Source organism: Modestobacter sp. Leaf380, from assembly GCF_001424485.1.
Lineage (GTDB): Bacteria > Actinomycetota > Actinomycetes > Mycobacteriales > Geodermatophilaceae > Klenkia.
In genome coordinates this window covers 147,658-172,702 of the sequence record NZ_LMQC01000001.1, presented here as the reverse complement: position 1 = coordinate 172,702, position 25,045 = coordinate 147,658, and the positions used below count along the sequence as shown (strand labels likewise).

Annotated in this window: 18 protein-coding genes; 13 read left to right on the top strand and 5 right to left on the bottom strand. The window is 73.6% G+C overall.

Annotated features, from left to right (window positions below; translation table 11 throughout):
• Positions 1 to 40: 40 nt before the first annotated feature.
• From ASG41_RS00780 to ASG41_RS00770, 3 genes are all read right to left on the bottom strand, one after another.
• A complete protein-coding gene (locus tag ASG41_RS00780) occupies positions 41 to 1,411 on the bottom strand; it encodes a hypothetical protein (RefSeq protein ID WP_056288370.1) in 1,371 nt (456 codons plus the stop codon).
• A complete protein-coding gene (gene treS / locus ASG41_RS00775) occupies positions 1,408 to 3,258 on the bottom strand; it encodes a maltose alpha-D-glucosyltransferase (protein WP_056288366.1) in 1,851 nt (616 codons plus the stop codon). Before treS ends, ASG41_RS00780 begins: the two co-directional genes overlap by 4 nt.
• Positions 3,259 to 3,360: 102 nt before the next feature.
• A complete protein-coding gene (locus ASG41_RS00770) occupies positions 3,361 to 5,364 on the bottom strand; it encodes an alpha-1,4-glucan--maltose-1-phosphate maltosyltransferase (RefSeq protein WP_056288363.1) in 2,004 nt (667 codons plus the stop codon).
• Between the two features lie 141 nt (positions 5,365 to 5,505).
• On the opposite strand from ASG41_RS00770, the gene glgP reads away from it, so the two are divergent.
• The 4 genes from glgP to ASG41_RS00750 all read left to right on the top strand — a co-directional run bounded on the left by glgP (position 5,506) and on the right by ASG41_RS00750 (position 11,700).
• Positions 5,506 to 8,055 carry an alpha-glucan family phosphorylase gene (gene glgP / locus ASG41_RS00765; RefSeq protein WP_056288359.1) on the top strand — a complete coding sequence of 850 codons (2,550 nt, stop codon included), beginning with the start codon at positions 5,506 to 5,508 and terminating at the stop codon, positions 8,053 to 8,055.
• A 211-nt stretch (positions 8,056 to 8,266) separates the two neighbouring features.
• Complete coding sequence (locus ASG41_RS00760; protein WP_056289994.1) at positions 8,267 to 9,256, top strand: FHA domain-containing protein; 990 nt, start codon at positions 8,267 to 8,269, stop codon at positions 9,254 to 9,256.
• A gap of 48 nt (positions 9,257 to 9,304) precedes the next feature.
• Positions 9,305 to 11,506: a carbon starvation CstA family protein gene (locus tag ASG41_RS00755; RefSeq protein ID WP_056288355.1), complete on the top strand. Its 2,202-nt coding sequence runs from the start codon at positions 9,305 to 9,307 to the stop codon at positions 11,504 to 11,506.
• Positions 11,503 to 11,700, top strand: coding sequence for a YbdD/YjiX family protein (locus ASG41_RS00750; RefSeq protein WP_056288352.1), 198 nt, complete (start codon positions 11,503 to 11,505; stop codon positions 11,698 to 11,700). Before ASG41_RS00755 ends, ASG41_RS00750 begins: the two co-directional genes overlap by 4 nt.
• A gap of 19 nt (positions 11,701 to 11,719) precedes the next feature.
• Here ASG41_RS00750 and ASG41_RS00745 read toward each other — a convergent pair whose 3' ends face one another.
• A complete protein-coding gene (locus tag ASG41_RS00745) occupies positions 11,720 to 12,169 on the bottom strand; it encodes a cupin domain-containing protein (protein ID WP_056288347.1) in 450 nt (149 codons plus the stop codon).
• Positions 12,166 to 14,310, bottom strand: coding sequence for a glycogen debranching protein GlgX (gene glgX, locus ASG41_RS00740; protein ID WP_056288344.1), 2,145 nt, complete (start codon positions 14,308 to 14,310; stop codon positions 12,166 to 12,168). The genes ASG41_RS00745 and glgX overlap by 4 nt, the downstream gene beginning before the upstream one ends.
• Before the next feature lie 74 nt (positions 14,311 to 14,384).
• On the opposite strand from glgX, the gene ASG41_RS00735 reads away from it, so the two are divergent.
• The 9 genes from ASG41_RS00735 to mnmA all read left to right on the top strand — a co-directional run bounded on the left by ASG41_RS00735 (position 14,385) and on the right by mnmA (position 24,644).
• A complete protein-coding gene (locus tag ASG41_RS00735; RefSeq protein WP_056288341.1) occupies positions 14,385 to 15,197 on the top strand; it encodes an ABC transporter ATP-binding protein in 813 nt (270 codons plus the stop codon).
• 232 nt (positions 15,198 to 15,429) lie between these two features.
• Positions 15,430 to 16,215: an enoyl-CoA hydratase/isomerase family protein gene (locus tag ASG41_RS00730; protein ID WP_056288338.1), complete on the top strand. Its 786-nt coding sequence runs from the start codon at positions 15,430 to 15,432 to the stop codon at positions 16,213 to 16,215.
• 25 nt (positions 16,216 to 16,240) lie between these two features.
• Entirely contained in the window at positions 16,241 to 17,347 is a 1,107-nt protein-coding gene (locus ASG41_RS00725) for a PLP-dependent cysteine synthase family protein (RefSeq protein WP_235564285.1), read from the top strand.
• 122 nt (positions 17,348 to 17,469) lie between these two features.
• Positions 17,470 to 18,249, top strand: a complete 780-nt coding sequence (locus tag ASG41_RS00720) for an electron transfer flavoprotein subunit beta/FixA family protein (protein WP_056288335.1) — start codon at positions 17,470 to 17,472, stop codon at positions 18,247 to 18,249.
• Between the two features lie 39 nt (positions 18,250 to 18,288).
• Positions 18,289 to 19,251, top strand: coding sequence for an electron transfer flavoprotein subunit alpha/FixB family protein (locus ASG41_RS00715; RefSeq protein ID WP_056288332.1), 963 nt, complete (start codon positions 18,289 to 18,291; stop codon positions 19,249 to 19,251).
• A gap of 188 nt (positions 19,252 to 19,439) precedes the next feature.
• Positions 19,440 to 20,975, top strand: a complete 1,536-nt coding sequence (locus ASG41_RS00710) for an ATP-dependent DNA ligase (RefSeq protein WP_056288329.1) — start codon at positions 19,440 to 19,442, stop codon at positions 20,973 to 20,975.
• Positions 20,972 to 22,360 carry an MFS transporter gene (locus ASG41_RS00705; protein WP_056288327.1) on the top strand — a complete coding sequence of 463 codons (1,389 nt, stop codon included), beginning with the start codon at positions 20,972 to 20,974 and terminating at the stop codon, positions 22,358 to 22,360. The genes ASG41_RS00710 and ASG41_RS00705 overlap by 4 nt, the downstream gene beginning before the upstream one ends.
• Positions 22,357 to 23,553: a cysteine desulfurase family protein gene (locus tag ASG41_RS00700; protein WP_056288325.1), complete on the top strand. Its 1,197-nt coding sequence runs from the start codon at positions 22,357 to 22,359 to the stop codon at positions 23,551 to 23,553. The genes ASG41_RS00705 and ASG41_RS00700 overlap by 4 nt, the downstream gene beginning before the upstream one ends.
• Positions 23,550 to 24,644, top strand: coding sequence for a tRNA 2-thiouridine(34) synthase MnmA (gene mnmA / locus ASG41_RS00695; protein ID WP_056288321.1), 1,095 nt, complete (start codon positions 23,550 to 23,552; stop codon positions 24,642 to 24,644). Before ASG41_RS00700 ends, mnmA begins: the two co-directional genes overlap by 4 nt.
• Positions 24,645 to 25,045: the final 401 nt, after the last annotated feature.

The window sequence follows — 25,045 nt, the reverse complement described above, 5'->3', positions numbered from 1 at the left end:
CTCGCTCGCGTCGTGGTGGCTCGCATGGGGGTGGGGCGGCTCAGCTGCCGGCGGCCAGTCGGGACAGCGAGGTCAGCGGGATCATCAGCCAGTGCGGCCGGTTGCGCGCCTCGTAGACGCACTCGTACACCGCCTTGTCCGCCTCGAATGCCCGCAGCAGCGGGGAGTCCCCGCCCTGGTCGGTGCCGCTGGCCGCGGCGTACCCGGCACAGAAGGCGGTGCGGTTGCGCTCGGCCCACTCCTGGGCCCGGTAGGCGCGCTGCGGGTCGTCGGGCTGCTCGACCAGCATGTGCCGGGCGGCGTAGTCGAAGGAGCGCAGCATCCCCGCCACGTCGCGCAGCGGGGAGTCCAGCTCCCGGCGGGCGGCCAGCGCGCGGGCCGGCTCGCCCTCGAAGTCCAGCACGATCCAGCCCTGCGTGGTGCGCAGCACCTGGCCCAGGTGCAGGTCCCCGTGCACCCGCTGCAGGGCCACCGGCTCGGTGGCGTCCGCGATCGAGGCGTAGAGGGCCCGCAGACCGTCCCCGTGCTCGGCCAGCTCGGGCACGATCGCCGTCGCCGCCTCCAGCCGGGCGGTCAGCTGGGTGGCCACCTCGGCGTACCAGCCGGCCGCGGCCGGCTGGCTGGGCAGCACCGCCGCCAGGTCGCGGTGCACCAGCGCGGTGGCCTCGCCCAGCCGCTCGCTCTCCCCGGCGAAGTCCCCGCCCACCTCGTCGGCGTGCAGGTCCCCCTCGGCGTAGAGGTCGCGGACGGAGGAGGTGGCCAACCGCCAGCCGTCACTGGCGTTGGGCACGAACGCCTGCAGCATCGCGACGGTGGCCGGGGGGACGCCGGGTTCGGGGTCGTCGATCTCGATGTGGCCCAGCAGCGGGGCGATGTGAGGGTTCTCCGTCGTCCGCAGCGCGTCGTGCACCTCGACGTCGGGGTTGAGCCCGGGCTCCAGTCGGCGGAAGAGCTTGAGGATCGCCGTCTCGCCGTAGACCAGTGAGGTGTTGGACTGCTCGGTGGAGATCACGTCCCCGGGCAGTCCCTCGGGGATGTAGGCGACCCCGGCCGGGTGGAAGTGCATCGGCCCCACGGTGGAGGCCGCGACCAGGTGGGTCAGCCACGGCAGGGTGGCGTCCCGGTCGCGCATCGCGTCGTAGGCGTAGCTCTCCCCGGTGGCCCCGGCGATCGCGCCCACGAACACCGGTGTGAGCTCGTCGACCGGGGTGTCCCGCCAGGATAGCGGGACCAGGTAGGTCTCGGTCGCCCCGTCGGTGTAGGCCACTCGGACCCGGTGCACCGACAGTGCCGGTGTCGACTCGTCCAGGAAGAAGCCGTCCTCGGAGATGCCGGCCCACTCGCGGCCCTTGCCGCCGAACCAGCGCTGGTGCGGCATCCACTCGGCGAGCAGGTCGGTCAGCGCGGTCATCGGGTGCCTCCGGTGTGGTCGGTGGTGCCCTCGAGTCCCAGTCCGCCGCTGCCGCCGGGGGCGTCCTCGGCGGAGCCGACGATGCCGGCGGCCATCAGGGACTGGGCGACCGAGGAGCTGGTCGCGGTCTCCCAGGCCTCGTCGTCCTCGTCGGTCTCCGGCGCCGCGGGCTTGGAGAGCTCGAACCAGTAGAAGCCGTGCCCGGCCAGGGTGAGCATGTAGGGCAGGACGCCGATCGCGGGGAACTCCACCCGGCCGGTGAGCTCCACCGGCACGCACCCCTCGAAGCGGCGAAGGTCCAGCTCCACCGGCTGCGGGAACCGGGACAGGTTGTTCACGCACAGCACCACGTCGTCGCCGAACTCGCGGACGAAGGACAGCACGGTGGGGTTGCGCGAGCCGATCTCGGTGAAGCTCCCGACGCCGAAGGTCGGGTGCTCCTTGCGCACCGAGATCAGCGTGCGGGTCCAGTGCAGCAGCGAGTTGGAGTTGCGCAGCTGGCCCTCGACGTTGGTGACCTGGTAGCCGTACACCGGGTCGGCGACCAGCGGCAGGTGCATCCGCTGCGGGTCGGCGGTGGAGAACCCGCCGTTGCGGTCGGGGCTCCACTGCATCGGGGTGCGGACGCCGTCCCGGTCACCGAGCCAGATGTTGTCGCCCATGCCGATCTCGTCGCCGTAGTACATGACCGGCGAGCCGGGCAGCGACAGCAGCAGCGCGGTGAACAGCTCGAGGGTGTCCAGGTCGTTGTCCAGCAGCGGGGCGAGCCGGCGCCGGATGCCGATGTTGGCCTTCATCCGGGGGTCCTGGGCGTACTCGCCCCACATGTAGTCGCGCTCCTCGTCGGTGACCATCTCCAGGGTCAGCTCGTCGTGGTTGCGCAGGAAGATGCCCCACTGGCAGTTGTCCGGGATGGCCGGCGTCTGCGCCATGATCTCCGAGATCGGGAAGCGCTGTTCCCGGCGCACGGCCATGAACAGCCGCGGCATGACCGGGAAGTGGAAGGCCATCTGGCACTCGTCGCCGTCCTCGCCGAAGTACTCGACGACGTCGGCCGGCCACTGGTTGGCCTCGCACAGCATCACGCGGTCGGGGTACTCGGCGTCGACCACCCGGCGGACGTGCTTGAGGAACTCGTGGGTCTTGGGGAGGTTCTCGCAGTTGGTGCCCTCCTCCTCGAAGAGGTAGGGCACGGCGTCCAGGCGGAAGCCGTCGATGCCCAGGTCCAGCCAGAACCGCAGCGCGTCGATGATCGCCTCGCGCACTGCGGGGTTCTCGAAGTTGAGGTCGGGCTGGTGGGAGAAGAAGCGGTGCCAGAAGTACTGCTTGCGGACCGGGTCGAAGGTCCAGTTGGAGACCTCGGTGTCGACGAAGATGATCCGCGCGTCGGAGTACGTCGTGTCGTCGTCGCTCCACACGTAGAAGTCGCCGTAGGGCCCCTCGGGGTCGTTGCGGCTGGCCTGGAACCAGGGGTGCTGGTCCGAGGTGTGGTTCATGACGAAGTCGATGATCACGCGCATGCCCCGGCTGTGGGCCTGGGCGACGAGCTCGGTGAAGTCGTCGATGTCGCCGAACTCGGGCAGCACCGCGGTGTAGTCGGCGACGTCGTAGCCGCCGTCGCGCAGCGGGGAGGCGAAGAAGGGCGGCAGCCAGATGCAGTCGACGCCGAGCCACTGCAGGTAGTCCAGCTTGCCGATCATCCCGCGGAGGTCGCCGATGCCGTCGGCGTTGCTGTCCGCGAACCCGCGGACGAGCACCTCGTAGAAGACGGCGCGCTTGTACCACTCCGGGTCGGCGCCGGGGGCGGGCAGCCCGGGGCGGGCGGCGTTGGGGACGGGCACGGTCATGGGGAGGTCGGTCCTCGACTCTCGTGGGCTGGAGGTGTGTCGGGGGAGGGGGTCGCCGGTCGGGAGGGCCCGATCAGGTGCGCCCCGGTCAGGACGGCGGGGTCAGGACGGCGGGGTGTGCCGGCGGACCGTGAAGACGTGGGCGGGCTCGCGGTAGGGGTCCAGCTCGACGTAGTTGAACTGGCCCCACTCGTAGGCGGCGCCGGTGACCTGGTCGGTGACGGTGAACCGGTCCGACCAGTCCATGCCCAGGGCGGCCATGTCCAGCGCCGTCGTCCCGATCTGGGTGTGGTGGCTGGACAGCGTGAGGACGACGAGCACGGTGTCCTGCGAGGCCGGGTCGGTCTTGGAGAACACCAGCAGCTGGTCGTTGTCGATCGGGTGGAAGTGCAGCGTGCGCAGCTGCTGCAGCGCCGGGTGCTCGCGGCGGACCCGGTTCAGCATGGTCAGGTAGGGCGCCAGGGAGCGGCCGGCGGCCTCGGCGGCGGCGTAGTCGCGGGGACGCAGCTGGAACTTCTCGGTGTCCAGGTACTCCTCGCTGCCGGGCTTGAGCGCGACGTGCTCGTAGAGCTCGAAGCCGGAGTAGACGCCCCAGGTCGGGCTCATCATCGAGGCCAGCACGGCGCGGATCTTGAACATCGGCGGGCCACCGAACTGCAGCGACGCGTGCAGGATGTCCGGGGTGTTCACGAAGAAGTTCGGCCGCATGTAGTGCGCGGTCGAGGCCAGGTCGCGGCCGTAGTCCTCGATCTCGCCCTTCTGGGTCCGCCAGGTGAAGTAGCTGTAGCTCTGGGTGAAGCCGACCCGGGCCAGCTGGTGCATCATCGCCGGCCGGGTGAACGCCTCGGCCAGGAAGAGCACGTCCGGGTCGGTCTTCTTGACCTCCCAGATCAGCCAGTGCCAGAAGTTCAGCGCCTTGGTGTGCGGGTTGTCGACCCGGAACACCTTCACGCCCGCGGCGATCCACACCCGCAGCACCCGCAGCGCCTCGGCGTAGATGCCGGCCGGGTCGTTGTCGAAGTTGATCGGGTAGATGTCCTGGTACTTCTTCGGCGGGTTCTCCGCGTAGGCGATCGTGCCGTCGGGCTTGGTGGTGAAGAACTCCGGGTGCTCGGTGACCCACGGGTGGTCCGGGGCGGCCTGCAGGGCGAAGTCCAGCGCGACCTCCATGCCCAGCTCGCGGGTGCGGGCGACGAAGGCCTCGAAGTCGGCCATCGTGCCCAGCTCCGGGTGCACGGCGTCGTGGCCCCCGTCGGCGCTGCCGATCGCCCACGGTGAGCCGACGTCGCCCTCCTCGGTCACCAGGGTGTTGTTCTTGCCCTTGCGGTTGACCGTGCCGATCGGGTGGATCGGGGGCAGGTAGACGACGTCGAAGCCCATGTCGGCGATGGCCGGCAACCGCTTCGCGGCGTCGGCGAACGTGCCGTGGGTGGGCTTGCCGTCGACGACGGGGCCCTCCGAGCGGGGGAAGAACTCGTACCAGGAGCCGTAGAGCGCGGTGACCCGGTCGACCCACACCTCGTAGCGCGGTGAGCGGGTGACCAGCCGGCGGACCGGGTGGGCGTGCATCAGGTCCTGCAGGGACGGCGTCAGGGCCGGGGTGAGCCGGGCGGTGAGCTCGAGGGTCTCGTCGCGCAGCGCGACCGCGGCCTGGGTGAGGGCGGCGCGGTGCTCCCGCGGCGCGGTCTTGGCGACGGCGTCCAGCAGGCGGGCCCCCTCCTCGAGGTCGTTGGCCAGCTCGCCGGCCCCCTGGCCGGCCTCGACCTTGACCTCGACGGCGTGGTGCCAGGTGCTGATCGGGTCGTCCCAGGCCTCGATCTGGAAGGTCCACAGGCCCTCCCGGTCGGGGACGACGGTTGCCGCCCAGACGTCGGGCTCGGGCCCGGCGGGCTCCATCCGGACCAGTGGCGGGCGGGTGGCCCGCCTGCCCGGGGTGGCCGGGGGGTTCCAGACGACGTTGGCCGCGACGGCGTCGTGGCCCTCGCGGAAGACGGTGGCGGAGATCGGCAGGCTCTCACCCACCACGGCGCGGGCCGAGAACGACCCACAGGAGACGACGGGAGCGACATCGGTGATGCCCAGACGGAGGTCAGCGCGGCCAGTCACCCGGCCACGCTATCGACGTCCGCGCCGCCGGGCACATCGGCGCGGGAGGGAGGCGTCACAGCCCGCCGACCGGCGCCCCCGGTGTGACCCAGCCCTCCTCCCGGGCCGCCCGGGCGCGCGTCGGCCGCTAGGGTCGGGGAGGTGCGTGCCCTCCGCAGACTCACCGTCCGAGCCTCGCTCCCCGAGGCGCTGTCCCCGCTGTCCTCGCTGGTCATGAACCTGCGGTGGTCCTGGCACCCCGAGACGCGCGACCTCTTCGAGGCGCTGGACCCACAGCTCTGGCAGAGCTGCGGCAGCGACCCGGTCCGGGTGCTGGGCGAGGTGTCCGCCGAACGCCTGGCCACGCTGGCCGGCGACCGCCGGTTCCTGCGCCGGCTGACCGACGTCAGCGACGACCTGCAGGAGTACCTGGACGCCCCGCACTGGTACCAGTCGCTGCCCGGGGCCCCGCCCGCCTCGATCGCCTACTTCTCCGCCGAGTTCGGCATCACCGAGGTGCTGCCGCAGTACTCCGGCGGCCTGGGCATCCTGGCCGGGGACCACCTCAAGGCCGCCTCCGACCTCGGTGTGCCGCTGATCGGGGTCGGGCTGCTCTACCGGGCCGGCTACTTCTCCCAGGGCCTGTCGGCCGACGGCTGGCAGCTCGAGCACTACCCCGCGCTGGACCCGCACGGGCTGCCGGTGAAGCTGCTGCGCGACGCCGACGGAGCCGCGGTGGTCATCACCGTCCCGCTGCCCGAGGGCCGCACGCTGCACGCCCACGTCTGGCGGGCCCAGGTCGGCCGGGTCTCCCTGCTGCTGCTGGACAGCGACATCGAGGAGAACGCCCCGGCCGAGCGTGGGGTCACCGACCGGCTCTACGGCGGCGGCGAGGACCACCGGCTGCGCCAGGAGATGCTGCTGGGCATCGGCGGGGTCCGGGCGGTGCGCGCGTGGTGCCAGCTCACCGGCACCCCCCAGCCCGAGGTCTTCCACGCCAACGAGGGCCACGCCGGCTTCCAGGGCGTCGAGCGGATCCGCGAGCTCACCGAGTCCCACGGGCTGTCCTTCGCCGAGGCGCTCCAGGCGGTCCGCGGCGGCACCGTGTTCACCACCCACACCCCGGTCCCGGCGGGCATCGACCGGTTCCCGCGGGCGTTGATCGAGCGCTACTTCGCCGGCTTCGGCGTCCCGGTGGACCAGCTGCTGCCGCTGGGCGCCGAGGAGGACCCCAGCAAGTTCAACATGGCGCACATGGGCCTGCGGCTGGGGCAGCGGGCCAACGGCGTCAGCGAGCTGCACGGCCAGGTCAGCCGGGGCATGTTCGGGGACCTGTGGCCCGGCTTCGACGCCGACGACGTGCCGATCTCCTCGATCACCAACGGCGTCCACGCCCCGACGTGGACCGCCCGCGAGCTGGTCGAGCTGGGCACCCAGTCCTCCAGCCAGGGCGACCCGACCGACGTCGACGGCCCGGTCCGGTTCGACGGGGTGGACCGCATCGACGCCGGCGACCTGTGGGCCACCCGTCGGCTGCTGCGGGGGCGGCTGGTCGAGGAGGTCCGCCGCCGGGTGCGGGAGACCGCCCTGTCGCGGGGGTCCTCGGAGGCCGAGGTGGGCTGGACCGACCAGGTCTTCGACCCCGACGTGCTGACCATCGGCTTCGCCCGCCGGGTGCCCTCCTACAAGCGGCTCACCCTGATGCTGCGCGACCCCGCCCGGCTCAAGGCGCTGCTGCTGGACCCCGAGCGGCCGATCCAGCTGGTCATCGCCGGCAAGAGCCACCCCGCCGACGACGGCGGCAAGCGGCTCATCCAGCAGATGGTGGCGTTCGCCGACGACCCGGAGGTCCGGCACCGGATCGCCTTCCTGCCCGGCTACGACATCGGGATGGCCCGCCACCTGTACTGGGGCTGCGACGTGTGGCTGAACAACCCGCTGCGGCCGCTGGAGGCCTGCGGCACCTCGGGCATGAAGTCCGCGCTCAACGGCGGGCTGAACCTGTCGATCAAGGACGGCTGGTGGGACGAGTGGTTCGACGGCCAGAACGGCTGGGCGATCCCCACAGCCGACGGCGTCGAGGACCCCGACCGCCGCGACGACGTCGAGGCCCACGCCATCTACGACCTGCTGGACCGCCAGGTGCTGCCCCGGTTCTACGAGACCGACCGGGACGGCGTGCCCACCCGCTGGGTCGAGATGGTCAGGCACACGCTCGCCGACCTCGGCCCCAGGGTGCTGGCCAGCCGGATGGTCGCCGACTACGTGCAGCAGCTGTACGTGCCCGCCGCGCACAGCAGCCGTGCGCTGGCCGAGCGGGGCTACGCGGTGGCTCGCGAGCAGGCCGCCTGGCGCCAGCACCTGCTGGCCAACTGGTCGGGCATCCGGGTGGCCCACGTCGAGGCCACCGGGGTGGGGGACACCCCCGAGATCGGGTCCACCATCGACCTACGGGCCGAGGTGGAGCTGCCGGGGCTGCAGCCCTCCGACGTCGGCGTGCAGGCCGCCTACGGCCGGGTGGACGACGCCGACGGGCTGCACGAGGTCACCACGGTGGCGATGGCCCACGAGGCGACCGAGGGGTCCCGGCACTGGTTCACCGCCACCGTGCCGCTGGAGCGCACCGGGGCCTTCGGCTACACGGTGCGGGTGCTGCCGGCCTCGGACCACCTCGCCGACCAGGCCGAGCTGGGCGTCGTCACCAACGCCTGACCCCGGTCGACCCGGTCTGGACGTCCGGGGGGTCGATCGTCCACCTGCCTCGGGGAGCGCCGGGGAGGGTGAGACGAACGGGCCCCCGGACGACCAGACCGTGAGACAGCAGTGACTCCTGGTGACCACGAGGACATGTCGGTGGTCACTGTCCGGCGTGGCTGGCGCCGTCCGCCGGGTTCGGCGGCCCTCCGTCACTACTGTGACCGTCATGCCCGACCGCTGTGAGGTACTCCCCGGAGACAACGTCGTCGCCCGTCGCGACGGTGGACTGCTGTGGGTCGACGCCCCCGGTTCGCCGGCGCTCGTCGCCACGCTGCACGCCTGCCTGGGGGTCTCCGGCCCCGGCGCCGACCGCGTGCTGACCGCCGTCGCCGCCCAGGTGTCCGCCCTGGCGGACTCCGGTGCCTCCTTCGCCCTGGTGCTCGCCGACACCGCCGACGGCTCCGGCTCCGGTGTCGCGCTGTGGGCGGGCAAGGGCCAGCCGGCCGTGGACGGCGTGCCGGTCTCCGGCCGCCCGGTGGACGGCTGCAGCCTGGCCACCGGCTTCTCGCTGGGCTCCAGCCTGTACGTCGGCCCGGGCTCCGCGCCCTCTCCGGTGCCCCCGGGCGTCGCGTTCGACCTGACCGCGGGCACCGTCCCCGGCAGCGGCGCCACCCTGACCCTCACCGCGGCGACCCCGCCGTCGGTGGCCGTGCCGCCGGCCGCCCCCAGCGCCCCGCCGGCCGAGCGGTTCACCGCCTCCTCGGACTCCGGGTTCAGTGCGCCCTCCGCCGCCCCGGTGTCCGGGCCCGTCGCCGCCCAGCCCCCCGCGCAGGCCGGCGAGCAGACCGCCTTCTGGCAGCCCGACCCGCCGGCCGCCCCGGTTCTGCGCTTCGACGACGGCATGGTCGTCACCGTCGACAACGACCTGGTGCTGGGCCGCCGCCCCGACGGCCACGAGCTGGTCACCTCCGGCACGGCGGTCCCGGTGCCGATCGCGGACACCCAGAACGTGCTGTCCTCCTCGCACGCCGCCATCCAGCGCGCCGGCCGCGAGGTCTCGCTGGTGGACCTGGGGTCATTGAACGGCACCCACGTCGCCGGCCCCGAGGCCACCGAGTGGACCCAGCTCGAGCCCGGCGTCCCGCACGCGCTGTCCGACGGGGACCGGCTGCTGCTGGGCTGGACCGTCATCACCTTCGAGCAGTCCGCGGAGTAGTCGGGCCGGTCGCTGTGTGAGGGCTGTGCGGCGGGCTAGGGTCCCGATGTGAGCCAGCAGACAGCGACCGGCCCCTCGTCCCCACCCACGACGGGGCGACGGCGCCCCTCGCTGCGCACCGTGCTGGTGTGGTCGGCCGTCGCCGTCGTCGGCGCGGTCTGCTGGAGCGTGCTGGCGCTCTCCCGGGGGGAGTCGGTCAGCGCGCTGTGGATCCTCTTCGCGGCGCTGTCCAGCTACGCGATCGGCTACCGCTTCTACTCCCGGTTCATCGCCCGCCGGGTGCTGCAGGTCGACGACCACCGGGCCACGCCCGCCGAGCGCCTGGAGAACGGCCGGGACTTCGAGGTCACCGACCGCCGGGTGCTCTTCGGCCACCACTTCGCCGCCATCGCCGGGGCCGGACCGCTGGTCGGGCCGGTGCTGGCCGCCCAGATGGGCTACCTGCCGGGCACCGTGTGGATCATCGTCGGCGTCCTGCTGGCCGGCGCGGTCCAGGACATGGTCGTGCTGTTCTTCTCGATGCGCCGCAACGGCCAGAGCCTGGGCCAGATGATCCGCGCCGAGATCGGCGTCGTCGGCGGCATCGCGGCCCTCATCGCGGTCTTCGCCATCATGATCCTGATCCTGGCGGTGCTGGCGCTGATCGTCGTCAACGCCCTGGCCGAGTCCCCCTGGGGCGTCTTCTCCATCGCCCTGACCATCCCCATCGCGCTCTTCATGGGCGTCTACCTGCGGGTGCTGCGGCCGGGCCGGGTGCTGGAGGCCAGCCTGATCGGCGTGGTGCTGCTGCTGGCCGCCATCATCGGCGGCGGCATGGTCGACGGCACCCCGCTGGGTGACGCGCTGACCCTGGACAAGACGACCCTGGTCCTGGCCCTGGTGGTCTACGGGTTCGTGGCCTCGGTGCTGCCCGTGTGGCTGCTGCTGACCCCGCGGGACTACCTGTCCACGTTCATGAAGATCGGCGTGATCGTGCTGCTGGCGGTCTCGCTGGTCATCGCGATGCCGGTGCTGCGCAACGACGCGGTGAGCAGCTTCGCCCTCGCCGGGAACGGCCCGGTCTTCGCCGGGTCGCTGTTCCCCTTCGTCTTCATCACCATCGCCTGTGGCGCGCTGTCGGGCTTCCACGCGCTGATCTCCAGCGGGACGACGCCGAAGATGCTGGCCAAGGAGAGCCAGGTCCGGGTGATCGGCTACGGCGGCATGCTGATGGAGTCCTTCGTCGCGATCAGCGCGCTGATCGCGGCCTGCGTCCTGGACCCGGCGCTCTACTTCTCGATCAACGCCCCTGCCGGGGCCACCGGCGCGACCGTCGAGGGGGCCTCGACGTTCGTGGCCAACCTCGGCTTCAGCATCTCCCCGGCGGAGCTGCAGGCGGCGGCCGACACCATCGAGGAGGCCACCCTGGTCTCCCGCACCGGTGGGGCGCCGACCCTGGCCTACGGCATCTCCGAGATCTTCGAGACCGCGTTCGGCGGCGGGCTGCAGGCCTTCTGGTACCACTTCGCGATCATGTTCGAGGCGCTGTTCATCCTCACCGCGGTGGATGCCGGCACCCGGGTGGGCCGCTTCATGCTGCAGGACACCGTGGGCAACGTGTGGAAGAAGTTCGGGGACCTGACCTGGTGGCCGGCGAGCTGGATCGCCTCCGCGGTCGTCGTCGGGGCCTGGGGCGGCATCCTCTACATCGGCGTCACCGACCCGCTGGGCGGGATCAACCAGCTCTTCCCGTTGTTCGGCATCGCCAACCAGCTGCTGGCGGCCATCGCGCTGACGCTGTGCACGGTGCTGCTGGTCAAGCACGGCAAGCTGCGCCACGCCTGGGTCACCGGCGTGCCGCTGGTCTGGGTCCTCGTCGTCACCATGACCGCGTCGTTCCAGAAGGTCTTCTCCGCCGACCCGGCGGTGGGCTACTTCGCCCAGCGCGCCCGGTACGCCGATGCCCTGGACCGCGGGGAGGTGCTGGCCCCGGCCGTCGACGCCTCGGCGATGCAGCAGGTGGTCACCAACTCCACGGTCAACGGTGTGCTGCAGTCGGTCTTCGCCCTGCTGACCCTGGTCGTGGTCGCCAACGGCGTGCTGGTCGTCGTCCGTGCGGTGCGTGCCGGTGGCCTGCCGACGACGGAGGCGCCGGCCGAGCCCTCCCGGATCGTCGAGCCCGCGGGGCTGTTCCCGACCGCGGAGGAGCGGGCCCTGCTGGCCGCCGAGCGCGATCGGCTGGACCGCGAGAAGGCGGGCAGCAGCCGGTGAGCGCGGTCATCGCCCGGCTGTCCCGGGGTGCCGCCGCGGTGCGGTGGTACCTGCGCGCCCTGACCGGGGAGGACCGGTGGGACCGGCACGTCGAGCTCTGCGCCGCCCAGGGCCGCACGCCGATGACCCGCCGGGAGTTCGAGCGGCACCGCACCGACGTCGCGGCGGCCCACGCGCACGAACGCTGCTGCTGAGGCTCGCCGGCGGCCGAGCTTAGCCGGGGCTGTGGGTCGCGTACCGGGCCCGCAGCTGCGCGAGCAGCTCCGGGGTGGCCGGCCCGTGCTCGGCCTCGGCGGCGTGCACGTCGCGGAAGTACTGCTCGTACCCGGCCGGGGTGTAGAGGCACAGCGCCCGCACCTCGGTGTCGGTGGTGTTGGCGAAGCCGTGCAGCGCACCCCGCGGGGCCCAGGCCAGGTCTCCCGGCGCCAGCTCGACGTCCCCGTCGTCGGTCTGCACGGTCAGCGTGCCGGCCAGCACCAGGAAGCACTCGTCGTGCGCGGTGTGCACGTGCGGTCGAGCGCCCACCGTCGCCGGCGGGACGAGGAACTCCTCGACGCCCAGCCGCCCCCCGCTGGCGTCCCCGGTGAGTGCGAAGAGGTGCTGCACGCCGGCGGCCGCGACCTGCTCGCGGTCCCCGGCGCGGACCACCACGGCCCCGGTCACGGGCGCCGCAGGACGCGCAGCGCCCACACGCAGCGCCCCGGCATCGTGATCGGCCCGGGCCCCACGACGGCCGGTCGGGGCGGGGCGCCGGTGGCGTACTCGGTGGAGACGACGAACTCGTAGCCGTCGCCCCACGGCGGGCCGGGCAGGTGCACGGTCACCGGGTCGGGGCCGGCGTGCAGCCAGACCAGCCAGGAGTCGTCGGTGACCGGGCGGCCGCGCTCGTCGCGGTGCCGGATGCCGCGGCCGTCGAGGTACATGCCGATGGTCTGCAGGCCGGCGTCGAACCAGTCGGTGGTGGTCAGCTGCCCGCCGCCGGGGGCGAACCAGGCCAGGTCCCGGGTGCCGCCGGTGCCGGGCACCTCGTGGCCGTCGAAGAAGGCCTCCTGGCGCAGCACGGGGGAGGCCTTGCGCAGCGCCACCAGCCGGGACACGAAGGTCCACAGGTCGGCGTCCATCGAGCCCCAGTCCAGCCAGGAGACCTCGTTGTCCTGGCAGTAGGCGTTGTTGTTGCCGCCCTGGGTGCGCCCGGACTCGTCGCCGGCGGTGAGCATCGGGACGCCGGTGGACAGCAGCAGCGTGGCCAGCACGTTGCGCACCTGCCGCTGCCGCGCCCCGGTCACGGCGGGGTCGTCGCTGGGCCCCTCCACACCGGCGTTCCAGCCGCGGTTGTGGCTCTCGCCGTCCCGGCCCTCCTCGCCGTTGGCGTCGTTGCGCTTGACCTCGTAGGTGTAGAGGTCGCGCAGGGTGAACCCGTCGTGCGCGGTGACGAAGTTGACCGAGGCAACGGGCTTGCGGCCGTCGGAGCGGTAGAGGTCCGAGGACCCGGTGAGCCGGTAGGCCAGGTCGCGGACCCCGACGTGCGCCCCGGACCACACGTCGCGGACCGTGTCGCGGTACTTGCCGTTCCACTCGGTCCACAGCGGCGGGAAGTTGCCGACCTGGTAGCCGCCCTCGCCGACGTCCCAGGGCTCGGCGATCAGCTTCACCTGGGACACCACCGGGTCCTGGTGGACGACGTCGAAGAACGCCGACAGCCGGTCCACGTCGTGCATCGAGCGGGCCAGCGCGGAGGCCAGGTCGAAGCGGAAGCCGTCGACGTGCATCTCGGTGACCCAGTAGCGCAGCGAGTCCATCAGCAGCGCGAGCACCTGCGGACGGCGGACGTCCAGGGTGTTCCCGCAGCCGGTGTAGTCGGTGTACCGGGCGCCGTCGCCACCCTGCAGGCGGTAGTAGCCGGCGTTGTCGATGCCCTTGAACGACAGCGTCGGCCCGGTGTGGTCGCCCTCGGCGGTGTGGTTGTAGACCACGTCGAGCACGACCTCGATGCCCGCGGCGTGCATCGCCTTGACCATCGCCTTGAACTCGGTGACCTGCTGGCCGGCGGTGCCGGCGGAGGAGTAGGCGGCGTGCGGGGCGAAGTAGCCCAGGGTGTTGTAGCCCCAGTAGTTGGTCAGCCCGCGGCGCAGCAGGTGCGGCTCGGAGACGAAGTGGTGCACCGGCAGCAGCTCGACGGCAGTGACCCCGAGGGACACCAGGTGCTCCACGAAGGCCGGGTGCGCCAGGCCCGCGTAGGTGCCGCGCAGCGCCGGGGGGACGTCGGGGTGGGTCATGGTCGCGCCCTTGACGTGCACCTCGTAGATGACGGTGTCCGACCAGGCGGTGCGCGGGTGGTGGTCGCCGTCCCACGGGAACGAGTCGTGGATGACCACCCCGCGCGGGACGGCGGCGGCCGAGTCCCGCTGGTCGGCCCAGGCGGCGTCGGGGTGGCCGTCGGCGTAGCCGAACAGCGAGGGGTCCAGGGTCAGCTCGCCGTCGACCGCGCGGGCGTAGGGGTCCAGCAGCAGCTTCGCCGGGTTGTAGCGGGCACCCGAGGCGGGGTCGTAGCCGCCGTGCACCCGGTAGCCGTAGCGCTGGCCGGGCGCGACGCCGGGCAGCCGGCCGTGCCAGACCTGGTGGGTGGACTCGCGCAGCCGGTGCCGGTGCTCGGTGCCGTCGGGGTCGAACAGGCACAGGTCGACCGCCGAGGCACCCGCCGACCAGAGCGCGAAGTTGGTGCCGGTGCCGTCCCAGTGGGCGCCCAGCGGCGCCGGACTGCCCGGCCACACCTCGGTCTGCGGGACGCCCGCGCGATCGGTCACGCAGGCATCGTGCCCGAGCCGGGGGCGCGCGACCGGGACGCGGGTGCCGGGGCCCGCCCGCGGGGGTTGGTTGGATGGGGGGCGTGTCAGCCGAAGAGGTCGTCCGGGTCCGCGGTGTCGACGTCGTCCGGGGGGAGTCGTACCTGCTGCGCGGGGTCGACTGGACGGTGTCGGCCGACCAGCGCTGGGTGCTGCTGGGGCCCAACGGCGCCGGCAAGACCACGCTCATGCAGCTGCTGTCGGCGCAGATGCACCCCACCCGCGGGGAGGTGACGCTGCTGGGGGAGACCCTCGGTGCCGTCGACGTGTTCGAGCTGCGTCCGCGCATCGGGCTGACCAGCGCCTCGCTGGCCCAGCGGATCAGCCCCACCGAGCGGGTCGGGGACGTCGTCGTCTCCGCCGGGTACGCCGTGGTCGGCCGGTGGCGCGAGCGGTACGACGTGCACGACCTGACCCGGGCCGCCCTGCTGATGGAGCAGTGGGGCGTGGCGCCCTACGCCTCCCGGCAGTTCGGCACCCTCAGCGAGGGCGAGCGCAAGCGCGCCCAGATCGCCCGGGCGCTGATGACCGACCCGGAGCTGCTGCTGCTCGACGAGCCCGGCGCCGGGCTGGACCTGGGTGGCCGGGAGGACCTGGTGACCAGGCTGACCGACCTGGCCCGCGACGACCACGCCCCGGCCCAGGTGCTGGTCACCCACCACGTCGAGGAGATCCCGCCCGGCTACACGCACGCGCTGCTGCTGCGCGCCGGGGGCGTGGTCGCGGCCGGACCGATCGAGGAGGTCGTCACCGCGGAGCGGCTGAGCGAGACCTTCGGGCTGCCGTTGGCCCTGGGCCGGGTGCGCGGGCGGTTCACGGCCCGGCGCGCGGACCGTCCCGAGGCGTGACCCTGCGGCGACTGCGCGGGGTGGACCGCCGGGCCGCTGGTCGACCTTCGGGGTGCTGATGGCGCCGGCACCGTGTGGGTGGTCTCGGGCCGCGGCTGCCAGACATCCCGCGCCCGACCCCCACCCACTCGCCAACAGGTGAGGCCCTCCCCCGGAGGGGGCCCCGGGTGTGGGCGGGGCCTGCCCTGCCTAGGGTCGGGGGGACGACGTCGTCCCCACCCGAGGAGCACCCATGGCCGAGCCGGAGTTCGTGACGCTGCAGGTCGAGGACGGCGTGGGCACCATCCGCCTGGACCGCGGCAAGATGAACGCGATCGACGAGCAGCTGCACTGGGAGGTCCGCACCGCCGCCCAGGAGGCCGCCCGCCGCGACGACGTCCGGGCCGTGGTGCTCTACGGCGGTGAGCGGGTCTTCGCCGCCGGCGCCGACATCAAGGCCATGGCGCAGCTGACCGGCTCCTCGATGGTGGCCTGGGGCCGCGAGCTCACCGCCTCCTTCACCGAGGTGGCCCGCATCCCCAAGCCGGTGGTCGCGGCGATCACCGGCTACGCGCTGGGCGGTGGCTACGAGCTGGCGCTGTGCGCGGACTTCCGGGTGATGGGCCAGGGCGCGAAGATCGGCCAGCCCGAGATCCTGCTGGGCGTCATCCCCGGTGCCGGCGGCACCCAGCGGCTGGCCCGGCTGGTGGGCCCGGCGAAGGCCAAGGACATCGTGTTCACCGGCCGGCACGTGGGTGCCGAGGAGGCGCTCGAGCTGGGCATGGCCGATGCCGTCGTCCCCGACGCCGACGTCTACCCGACCGCCGTGGCGATGGCCCGCAAGTTCGCCGCCGGCCCGCCGTTGGCGCTGGCCGCGGCCAAGCGGGCGATCGACGAGGGCCTGGACGGGACGCTGGACCACGGGCTGCGGTTGGAGTCCCAGCTGTTCGCCGGGCTCTTCGACACCGAGGACCAGAAGACCGGGATGGCCTCCTTCCTGGCCGAGGGTCCGGGGAAGGCCACCTTCACCGGTCGCTGAGCACGCCGGCTGTGAGGATGGGCGGGTGAGCGCACCCCTGGACCGTCCCGCCCACCTCGACCGCTGTGACGACGACGGCCGGGCCTGGCTGGAGCGGGCGGTGGCGCTGGTCGAGGCCGACGCCCGGCGCAGCGCCGACACCCACCTGCTGGTCTACCCGCTGCCCCCGGAGTGGGGCGTCCAGCTGTATCTCAAGGACGAGTCGACGCACCCGACCGGCAGCCTCAAGCACCGGCTGGCCCGATCGCTGTTCCTGCACGCGCTGTGCTCGGGCTGGATCTGCCGGGGGAGCACGGTCGTCGAGGCGTCCTCGGGCTCGACGGCGGTCAGCGAGGCCTACTTCGCCCGGATGCTGGGCCTGCCCTTCGTCGCGGTCATGCCGGCCACCACCAGCCCGGAGAAGATCGCGCTCATCGAGTTCCACGGCGGCCGCTGCCACCTGGTGGCCGACCCCGGCACGGTCTACGACGAGGCCCGCCGGATCGCCGCGGAGACCGGCGGGCACTACCTGGACCAGTTCACCCACGCCGAGCGGGCCACCGACTGGCGGGGCAACAACAACATCGCCGAGTCGGTCTTCGAGCAGCTGGCCGCCGAGGAGCACCCGGTGCCCGAGTGGGTCGTCGTCGGGGCCGGCACCGGGGGCACCAGCGCCACCATCGGCCGGTACCTGCGCTACCGCCGGCTGCCCACCCGGCTGGCTGTCGTCGACCCGGAGGGCTCGGCGTTCTTCCCCGGCTGGCGGGACGGCGACCCGGCCGCGGTCGGCCGACCGTCCCGGATCGAGGGCATCGGCCGCCCCCGGGTGGAGCCCTCGTTCGTCCCGACGATCGTGGACCGCATGTTCTGCGTGCCCGACGCCGCGTCGCTGGCCGCGATGCGGCACCTGGAGCGTGCGACCGGCCGTCGGGCCGGCGGGTCCACCGGGACCAACCTGTGGGGGGCCTTCCAGCTCGTCGCCGAGCTGGTCGCGGCCGGCCGCACGGGCAGCGTCGTCACCCTGCTGTGCGACGGCGGCGAGCGGTACGCCGACACCTACTACTCCGACGACTGGATCGCCGCGCAGGGGATGGACCTGGCCCCGCACACCGCGGTGCTGGAGCACTTCGCGGCAACCGGCGCCTGGTCGTGACCGGGGTCACCGGCACCTGAGCTGCCGCCCTCACGTTACCGACGAGTAACGTCCATCATCGGAGCCAGAGCAGGCGCACCCCGTGCGCCCGCGCCCACCCCGAACGCCCCCGCGGAGGTGCGATGAACATCGTCGTTCTTGTGAAGCAGGTCCCCGACTCCGGCAGCGAGCGTGCGCTGGACAGCTCGGACAACACCGTCGCCCGCGCCAGCGCGGACAACGTCATCAACGAGATGGACGAGTACGCCATCGAGGAGGCGCTGACGGTCAAGGAGTCGCAGGGCGGCGAGGTCACCGTGCTGACCGTCGGCCCCGCCGGCGCCACCGACGCCATCCGCAAGGCGCTGTCGATGGGCGCGGACAAGGCCGTCCACGTCACCGACGACGCCATCCACGGCTCCTGCGCCGTGCAGACCTCGGCGGTCATCGCCGCGGCGCTGTCCCAGCTGGAGTACGACCTGGTCATCTGCGGTGCCGAGTCCACCGACGGCCAGGTCTCGGTGATGCCCGCGCTGCTGTCCGAGCGCCTGGGCGTCCCGCACCTGTCCGGTGCCCGCAAGCTCACCGTCGAGGGCACCACGCTGCACGTCGAGCGGCAGACCGACGGCGGTTTCTGGGCCCTCGAGGCCCAGACCCCGGCGATCGTGTCCACCTGGGACACCATCAACGAGCCCCGCTACCCCTCCTTCAAGGGGATCATGGCCGCCAAGAAGAAGCCGGTGGAGACCAAGACCCTGGCCGACCTGGGCCTCGACCCCGCCACCGTGGGCCTGGCCAGCGCGACCAGCCAGGTGCTCGACTTCGCGGGTCGCCCGCCCAAGGGCGCCGGCGTCAAGGTCACCGACGAGGGCGACGGCGCCGAGAAGCTGGTCGGCTACCTGGCCAGCCAGAAGATCGTCTGACGGCCCCGACCACCACCGCCCCTGAGGAGAACAGCAGACATGGCTGAAGTACTGGTCCTGGTCGAGGTCGCCCCCGACGGCTCCGGCGTCCGCAAGACCACGCTGGAGGCGCTCACCGCCGCCCGCGTCCTGGGTGAGCCCTCCGCGGTCGTGCTCGGTGCCCCCGGCACCGCCGCGACCGTGAAGGACACCCTCGCCGAGTACGGCGCGCAGAAGGTGTACGTCGGTGAGTCCGAGGACATCGACGCCTACCTCGTCGCCCCCAAGGCCGAGGTGCTGGCCCAGCTGGTCGCCGAGAAGTCCCCGGCCGCCGTGGTCATCCCCTCCACCCCCGAGGGCAAGGAGATCGCCGGCCGCCTGGCGATCAAGACCGGCTCCGGGTTCCTGACCGACGTCACCGACATCGCCGCCGACGGCACCGCCACCCAGGTGGCCTTCGCCGGCGCGACGATCGTGCACTCGAAGGTCACCACCGGCACCCCGATCTACACCCTGCGCGGCAACTCGGTCACCCCCGAGGCCTCCGCCGGTGCGGCCACCGAGGAGCAGGTCACCGTCTCGGTGTCCGAGGCCGCCAAGCAGACCAGGGTGCTGGACCGGGTCGTGGAGCAGAAGTCCTCCCGCCCCGAGCTCACCGAGGCCTCCATCGTGGTCTCCGGTGGTCGTGGCGTGGCCTCGGCGGAGAACTTCGCCGTCATCGAGGGCCTCGCGGACTCCCTCGGTGCCGCCGTCGGCGCCTCGCGCGCCGCGGTGGACTCCGGCTTCTACCCGCACACCTTCCAGGTCGGCCAGACCGGCAAGACGGTGTCCCCGCAGCTCTACGTGGCGGTCGGCATCTCCGGTGCCATCCAGCACCGGGCCGGCATGCAGACCTCGAAGACCATCGTCGCGGTCAACAAGGACACCGAGGCGCCGATCTTCGAGCTCGCCGACTTCGGCGTCGTGGGCGACCTGAACACCGTCGTCCCCGCGGCGACGGAGCAGATCACCGCCCGCAAGTAGGAAGAGGACCCCCTCGCCCCCCGGCCCACGCTCCGCGCGGGTCGGGGCCCTGCGAGGGGGCCGTCCCAGCACGCCACCGGGAGTCCGTCCTCCCCACGAGCGCTCGTGGGGGAGGGCGGACTCTCGCGTGGGAGGACCCTGCGCTGACGACGACGGGCGGCTCGCCTGCCCGCGCGTGAGGATGAACCGTGCTCCTCGCCGACGTCGTCACCGCCTCCACCCAGGTCGGCGCCACCCGCGCCCGGACGGCGAAGAGCTCCACCGTCGCCGCCCTGCTGCAGACCGCGTCCCCCGACGAGGTCGGGCCGGTCACCGCCTGGCTGTCCGGCGCCCCGCGGCAGGGCCGGCTCGGCGCCGGCTGGCGGACGCTGTCCGCGGTCGACGCGCCCCCGGCGGCGGCGCCCGCGCTCACGGTGACCGACGTCGAGCAGGCCCTGGACGCCCTGGCCGGGGTGTCCGGCACCGGCTCCACCGCCCGTCGCGCGGCGCTGCTGGGGGAGCTGCTGGGTGCGGCCACCGCCGACGAGCAGTCCTTCCTGCTGCGGCTGCTGGGTGGCGAGCTGCGGCACGGTGCGCTGGAGGGCGTCGTCCTGGACGCGGTCGCGGCTGCGGCGGAGGCCCCGGCGGCCGTGGTCCGGCGGGCGTTCTTCCTGTCCGGTGAGCTGTCCGCGGTCGCGGAGCTGGCCCTGACCGGGGGAGTGCCGGCGCTGGAGGCGGTCCGGCTGGAGGTCGGCCGGCCGCTGCGCCCGATGCTGGCCTCACCTGCGGAGTCCCTGGCCGACGCGCTCGGGGACGGCGAGGTCGTCGTCGAGCAGAAGATGGACGGCGCCCGCATCCAGGTGCACCGCGACGGTGACGAGGTGCGGGTGTGGACCCGCACGCTCAAGGAGGTCACCGCCCGGGTGCCCGAGCTGGTCGCCGTGGTCCGGTCGTTCCCGGCGACCCGGCTGGTGCTGGACGGGGAGACCCTGGCGCTGACCGACGACGGCCGGCCGCGCCCCTTCCAGGAGACCGCGGCCCGGTTCGGCGCGGACACCTCCGAGCTGGTGTTGCGGCCGTTCTTCTTCGACTGCCTGCACGTCGACGGCACCGACCTGGTCGACGAGCCGCTCACCGTCCGGCAGGAGGCGCTGGCCCGGGTGGCACCCGACCACCGGATGCCCGGCGTCGTCGCACCGACGCCCGCGCAGGCCGAGGCGTTCTCCGCCGCAGCGCTGGCGGCCGGGCACGAGGGCGTCGTGGTCAAGACCCTCGACAGCCCGTACGCCGCCGGCCGGCGGGGGAGCGCCTGGCGCAAGGTCAAACCGGTGCACACCCTGGACCTGGTCGTCGTCGGCGCCGAGTGGGGGTACGGCCGGCGCACCGGGTCGCTGTCCAACATCCACCTGGCCGCCCGCGACCCCGACGGCGGGCCGCCGGTGATGGTCGGCAAGACGTTCAAGGGGATGACCGACGAGCTGCTGGCCTGGCAGACCGCCACCTTCCCGGCGCTGGTCACCGCCGAGGAGCGCGGCGTGGTGGCCCTGCGACCCGAGCTGGTGGTGGAGATCGAGCTCGACGGTGTCCAGCGCAGCACCCGCTACCCCGGCGGCGTCGCACTGCGCTTCGCCCGCGTGCTGCGGTACCGGCCGGACAAGGAGGCCGCCGACGCCGACACCGTCGACGCCGTCCGGGCGCTGCTGCCGGGAAGAGGCGCGGCCGGCCCGGCGTTGGCGGACGGGTGAGCAGTGGCGGAGGGGCAGGCGTCTTCGACCGCACCCACCGGCTGACCACCGCCGGGCTGCTGGTGCTCATCACCTTCGTCGCGTTCGAGTCGATGGCGGTCTCCACCGCGATGCCCACCGTCGTCCGCGAGCTGGACGGGCTGGCCTGGTACGCGTGGCCGTTCACCGCGTTCCTGGTGGCCCAGGTGGTCGGCATGGTGCTCGGCGGCGACGTCAGCGACCGGCGCGGTGCCCGGGTCGCGCTGCTGTGGGGCGTCGGCTTCTTCTCCCTGGGCCTGCTCGCCTCCGGGACCGCCGCCGACATGGCGCTCTTCGTCGGCGGCCGCGCGGTCCAGGGCCTGGGTGGTGGGCTGATCACGGTGTCGCTGTACGTCGTGGCCGGGCAGGCCTACGAGGCGGCGCTGCGGTCCCGGCTGTTCGGGACGTTCGCGGCCGCCTGGGTGCTGCCCGCGCTCTTCGGCCCGCTCGTGGCCGGGGCGGTCACCACCCACACGTCGTGGCGCTGGGTCTTCCTGGGGATCCTGCCGCTGGTCGCCGTGGGCCTGCTGCTGGTGCTGCCTTCCATCGCCCGGCTCGCCGTCCCCGACGGCACGGCCCGCCCGCCGGTCTCCCGGCGCTGGTGGGCCCTGCTGGCCGGGGTCGGCATCGGCGCCCTGCAGTACGCCGGGCAGCGGCTGGACCTCCTCGCGCTCGGTGTCGCGGTGGTCGGGGTCGTGGCCCTGGCCGCCGGCCTGCGCCCGCTGCTGCCGCGCGGCACGGTGCTCGCGCGCCGCGGGATGCCCACCGTCGTCGCCTCCCGCGGACTGCTCGCCGGGTCCTTCTTCGGGATCGACACCCTGCTGCCGCTGACCCTCACCGAGGTGCACGGCTTCGACGCGACCACGGCGGGCATCCCGCTGACCACCGGAGCGATCGGCTGGTCGCTGGCCTCGGCCCTGTCCGGACGTCGTCCCGACCTGTCCCGGGTGCGACTGCTGCAGGCCGGGTTCGTGCTGCTGGCGGTCGGGCTCGCCGGCACCGCGTTCGCCGCGCTGCCCGGGACCGGCGGCTGGACCGCCTACCTCAGCTGGGCGGTGGCCGGCCTCGGGATGGGCCTGGGCATGCCCAGCCTCAGCGTGCTGCTGCTCGAGCAGTCGCCCGAGCACCGCCGCGGAGCCGACTCGGCGTCCCTGCAGATCTCCGACGTCGTCGGCTCCGCGCTGTGCGTGGGCCTCGGCGGTGTGCTCGTCGCCGCAGCGGCCGTCGGGGTGCTGTCGCTCACCACGGCGCTGCTGATCGCCATCGCCGTCTTCAGTGCCCTGGCGCTGCTCGGGTCGCTCATCGCCGGCCGGGCCGCGGCCCCGACGGTGTCCTCCCCGCGCGCGACTACCCTGGCGACGTCATGACGTACCTCGACCACGCGGCCACCACGCCGATGATCCCCGAGGCCGTCGCCGCGATGACCGAGCAGCTGGCCCGGGTCGGCAACGCCTCCTCGCTGCACGCCAGCGGCCGGGGCGCCCGCCGGACCGCCGAGCAGTCCCGCGAGCGGCTCGCCGAGGCCCTCGGGGCCCGGCCGTCGGAGGTGCTGTTCACCGGCGGGGGCACCGAGAGCGACAACCTCGCCGTCAAGGGCCTCTTCTGGGCCCGCCGGGACGCCGACCCGCGCCGTACCCGCATCGTCGTCAGCCCCGCCGAGCACCACGCCGTCCTGGACAGCGTCGAGTGGCTGGTCGAGCACGACGGCGCCGAGGTCACCTGGCTCGACGTCTCACCCACCGGCGAGGTCACCACGCAGGCGCTCGCCGAGGCCCTCGGCGACGGCACCGACGTCGCGGTGGCCAGCGTCATGTGGGCCAACAACGAGATCGGCGCGGTCAGTGACCTCGCGTCGCTGGCGGTCGTCGCCCACGCGGTCGGGGTGCCGCTGCACACCGACGCGGTGCAGGCGGTCGGTCAGGTGCCGGTGGACTTCGCCGCCAGCGGCGTGGACGCCCTCACCATGACCGGCCACAAGCTGGGCGGCCCGATGGGTGCCGGGCTGCTGGTGCTGCGCCGGGACGCCGAGTGCACCCCGCTGCTGCACGGCGGCGGCCAGGAGCGCGACGTGCGCTCGGGCACCCTGGACGTCGCCGCCATCGTCGGCCTCGCCGTGGCGACCACGCGCGCCGTCGCCGACCGGGTCGAGCGGACCGCCCGGGTCGCCGCGCTGCGCGACCGGCTGGTGGCCGGCGTCGTGGCCCGGGTGCCCGACGTGCAGCTCAACGGCCCCGCCCTGGACGCCGTCGTCGCCGGGGGACCGGGGCGGCTGCCGGGCAACGCGCACCTGTCCTTCCCCGGTGCCGAGGGCGACGCGCTGCTGATGCTGCTGGACGCCAAGGGCATCGAGTGCTCGACCGGCTCGGCCTGCTCGGCCGGGGTCGCCCGGCCCAGCCACGTGCTGCTGGCCACCGGCGCCGAGCCCGACCGGGCCCGCAGCTCGCTGCGGTTCAGCCTGGGCCACACCTCCACCGAGGCCGACGTGGACGCCGTCCTCGACGTGGTCGGGCCCGTCGTCGAGCGGGCCCGGCGGGCGGGCCTGGGACGGCGGTCGGCGTGAGGCTCATCGCGGCCATGAGCGGCGGCGTGGACTCCGCCGTCGCCGCGGCGCTCGCCGTCGAGGCCGGGCACGACGTGACCGGCGTGCACCTGGCGCTGTCCCAGCACCGGCAGCAGCTGCGCAGCGGCTCGCGCGGGTGCTGCAGCGTCGAGGACGCCGACGACGCCCGCCGGGTCGCCGACGAGCTGGGCATCCCGTTCTACGTGTGGGACATGGCCGACCGGTTCGCCGAGGACGTCGTCGACGACTTCGTCGCCGAGTACGCCGCCGGCCGGACGCCGAACCCGTGCCTGCGCTGCAACGAGAAGATCAAGTTCGCCGCGGTCCTCGACCGGGCGCAGGCGCTGGGCTTCGACGCCGTCGTCACCGGGCACCACGCCCGGCTCGTCGACGGCGAGCTGCGCCGCTCGGTCGACGCCGCCAAGGACCAGAGCTACGTCCTCGGGGTGCTCACCCGGCGGCAGCTGGCCGGCGCCCTGTTCCCGCTGGGGGAGATGACCAAGGAGCGGGTGCGGGAGATCGCCGCCGAGCGCGGCTACGCGGTCGCGACCAAGCCCGACAGCCACGACATCTGCTTCATCCCCGACGGGGACACCCGCGGCTTCCTGGACCGCCGGCTCGGCGCAGCACCGGGACCGGTGGTCGACGCGGCGACCGGCGCGACGGTGGGGGAGCACCAGGGGACCCACGGCTTCACGATCGGCCAGCGCAAGGGCCTGGGCGTCACGGTGGGGGACCAGCGGCCGCGCTACGTGCTGGGCATCGAGCCGGTCTCCCGCACGGTGACGATCGGGACCGCCGACCAGGCCGGCGTCGACGAGGTGCTGACCGGGACGCCGTCCTGGACCGGACCGGTGCCCGAGCTGCCGTTCCCCGCCGTGGTGCAGCTGCGGGCGCACGGGGCGTCGGTGCCGTGCACCGTGTCGGCGCGCGAGGGGGCGGCCGGGCTGCGCATCGAGCTGCACGACCAGCAGCGCGGGGTCGCCCCGGGACAGTCGGCCGTGCTGTACGCCCCCGACGCCGAGCGCGGGGACCGCGTGCTGGGCCAGGCCGCCGTGTCGCTGGCCGGCAGCCGCGCCGTCGCCGGTTAGACCCCCGGGGCCGCCGCCGGTCACAGGTCCTCGTCAACTCCGGGTGCCCGTCAGCGGCGGGTGCTCGTCAGCTGCGGGTCTGTGCCAGCTGCGGGTCTCTGCCCGCTCCAGGTCGCCGTCCCGCTGGGCCCCGGCCGCGCGCACCGGCGCGCACTCGTTCCTCCACGGCGCGCCCATGCCGCCCACCTCCGGCCGAGCCCGGTCCGCGCGCGCACCGTCTGCGTGGATGCGCGTCCGAGCTGCTCACCGTCGCGCCGACCCCGCTGGGGCGCGCGGTCGGGGCCGGGTGCGCGCCTACAGCGGTCTCGCCGGACGAGTTTCCGGACGGTGAACGCTCGACGTCGGTTCACAGCGGGCCCTTGGTTTCGTCACGGGGTCGGGCTAGCTTGCTGCGAGGCGTT

Bases quoted from the DNA above. Each gene is read 5' to 3' on its own strand.
- ASG41_RS00760 (WP_056289994.1), top strand. From the start codon at position 8,267: ATGCCCGACCGCTGTGAGGTACTCCCCGGAGACAACGTCGTCGCCCGT.
- ASG41_RS00715 (WP_056288332.1), top strand. From the start codon at position 18,289: ATGGCTGAAGTACTGGTCCTGGTCGAGGTCGCCCCCGACGGCTCCGGC.
- ASG41_RS00780 (WP_056288370.1), bottom strand. From the start codon at position 1,411: ATGACCGCGCTGACCGACCTGCTCGCCGAGTGGATGCCGCACCAGCGC.
- treS (WP_056288366.1), bottom strand. From the start codon at position 3,258: ATGACCGTGCCCGTCCCCAACGCCGCCCGCCCCGGGCTGCCCGCCCCC.
- ASG41_RS00700 (WP_056288325.1), top strand. From the start codon at position 22,357: ATGACGTACCTCGACCACGCGGCCACCACGCCGATGATCCCCGAGGCC.
- ASG41_RS00730 (WP_056288338.1), top strand. From the start codon at position 15,430: ATGGCCGAGCCGGAGTTCGTGACGCTGCAGGTCGAGGACGGCGTGGGC.
- ASG41_RS00735 (WP_056288341.1), top strand. From the start codon at position 14,385: ATGGGGGGCGTGTCAGCCGAAGAGGTCGTCCGGGTCCGCGGTGTCGAC.
- ASG41_RS00720 (WP_056288335.1), top strand. From the start codon at position 17,470: ATGAACATCGTCGTTCTTGTGAAGCAGGTCCCCGACTCCGGCAGCGAG.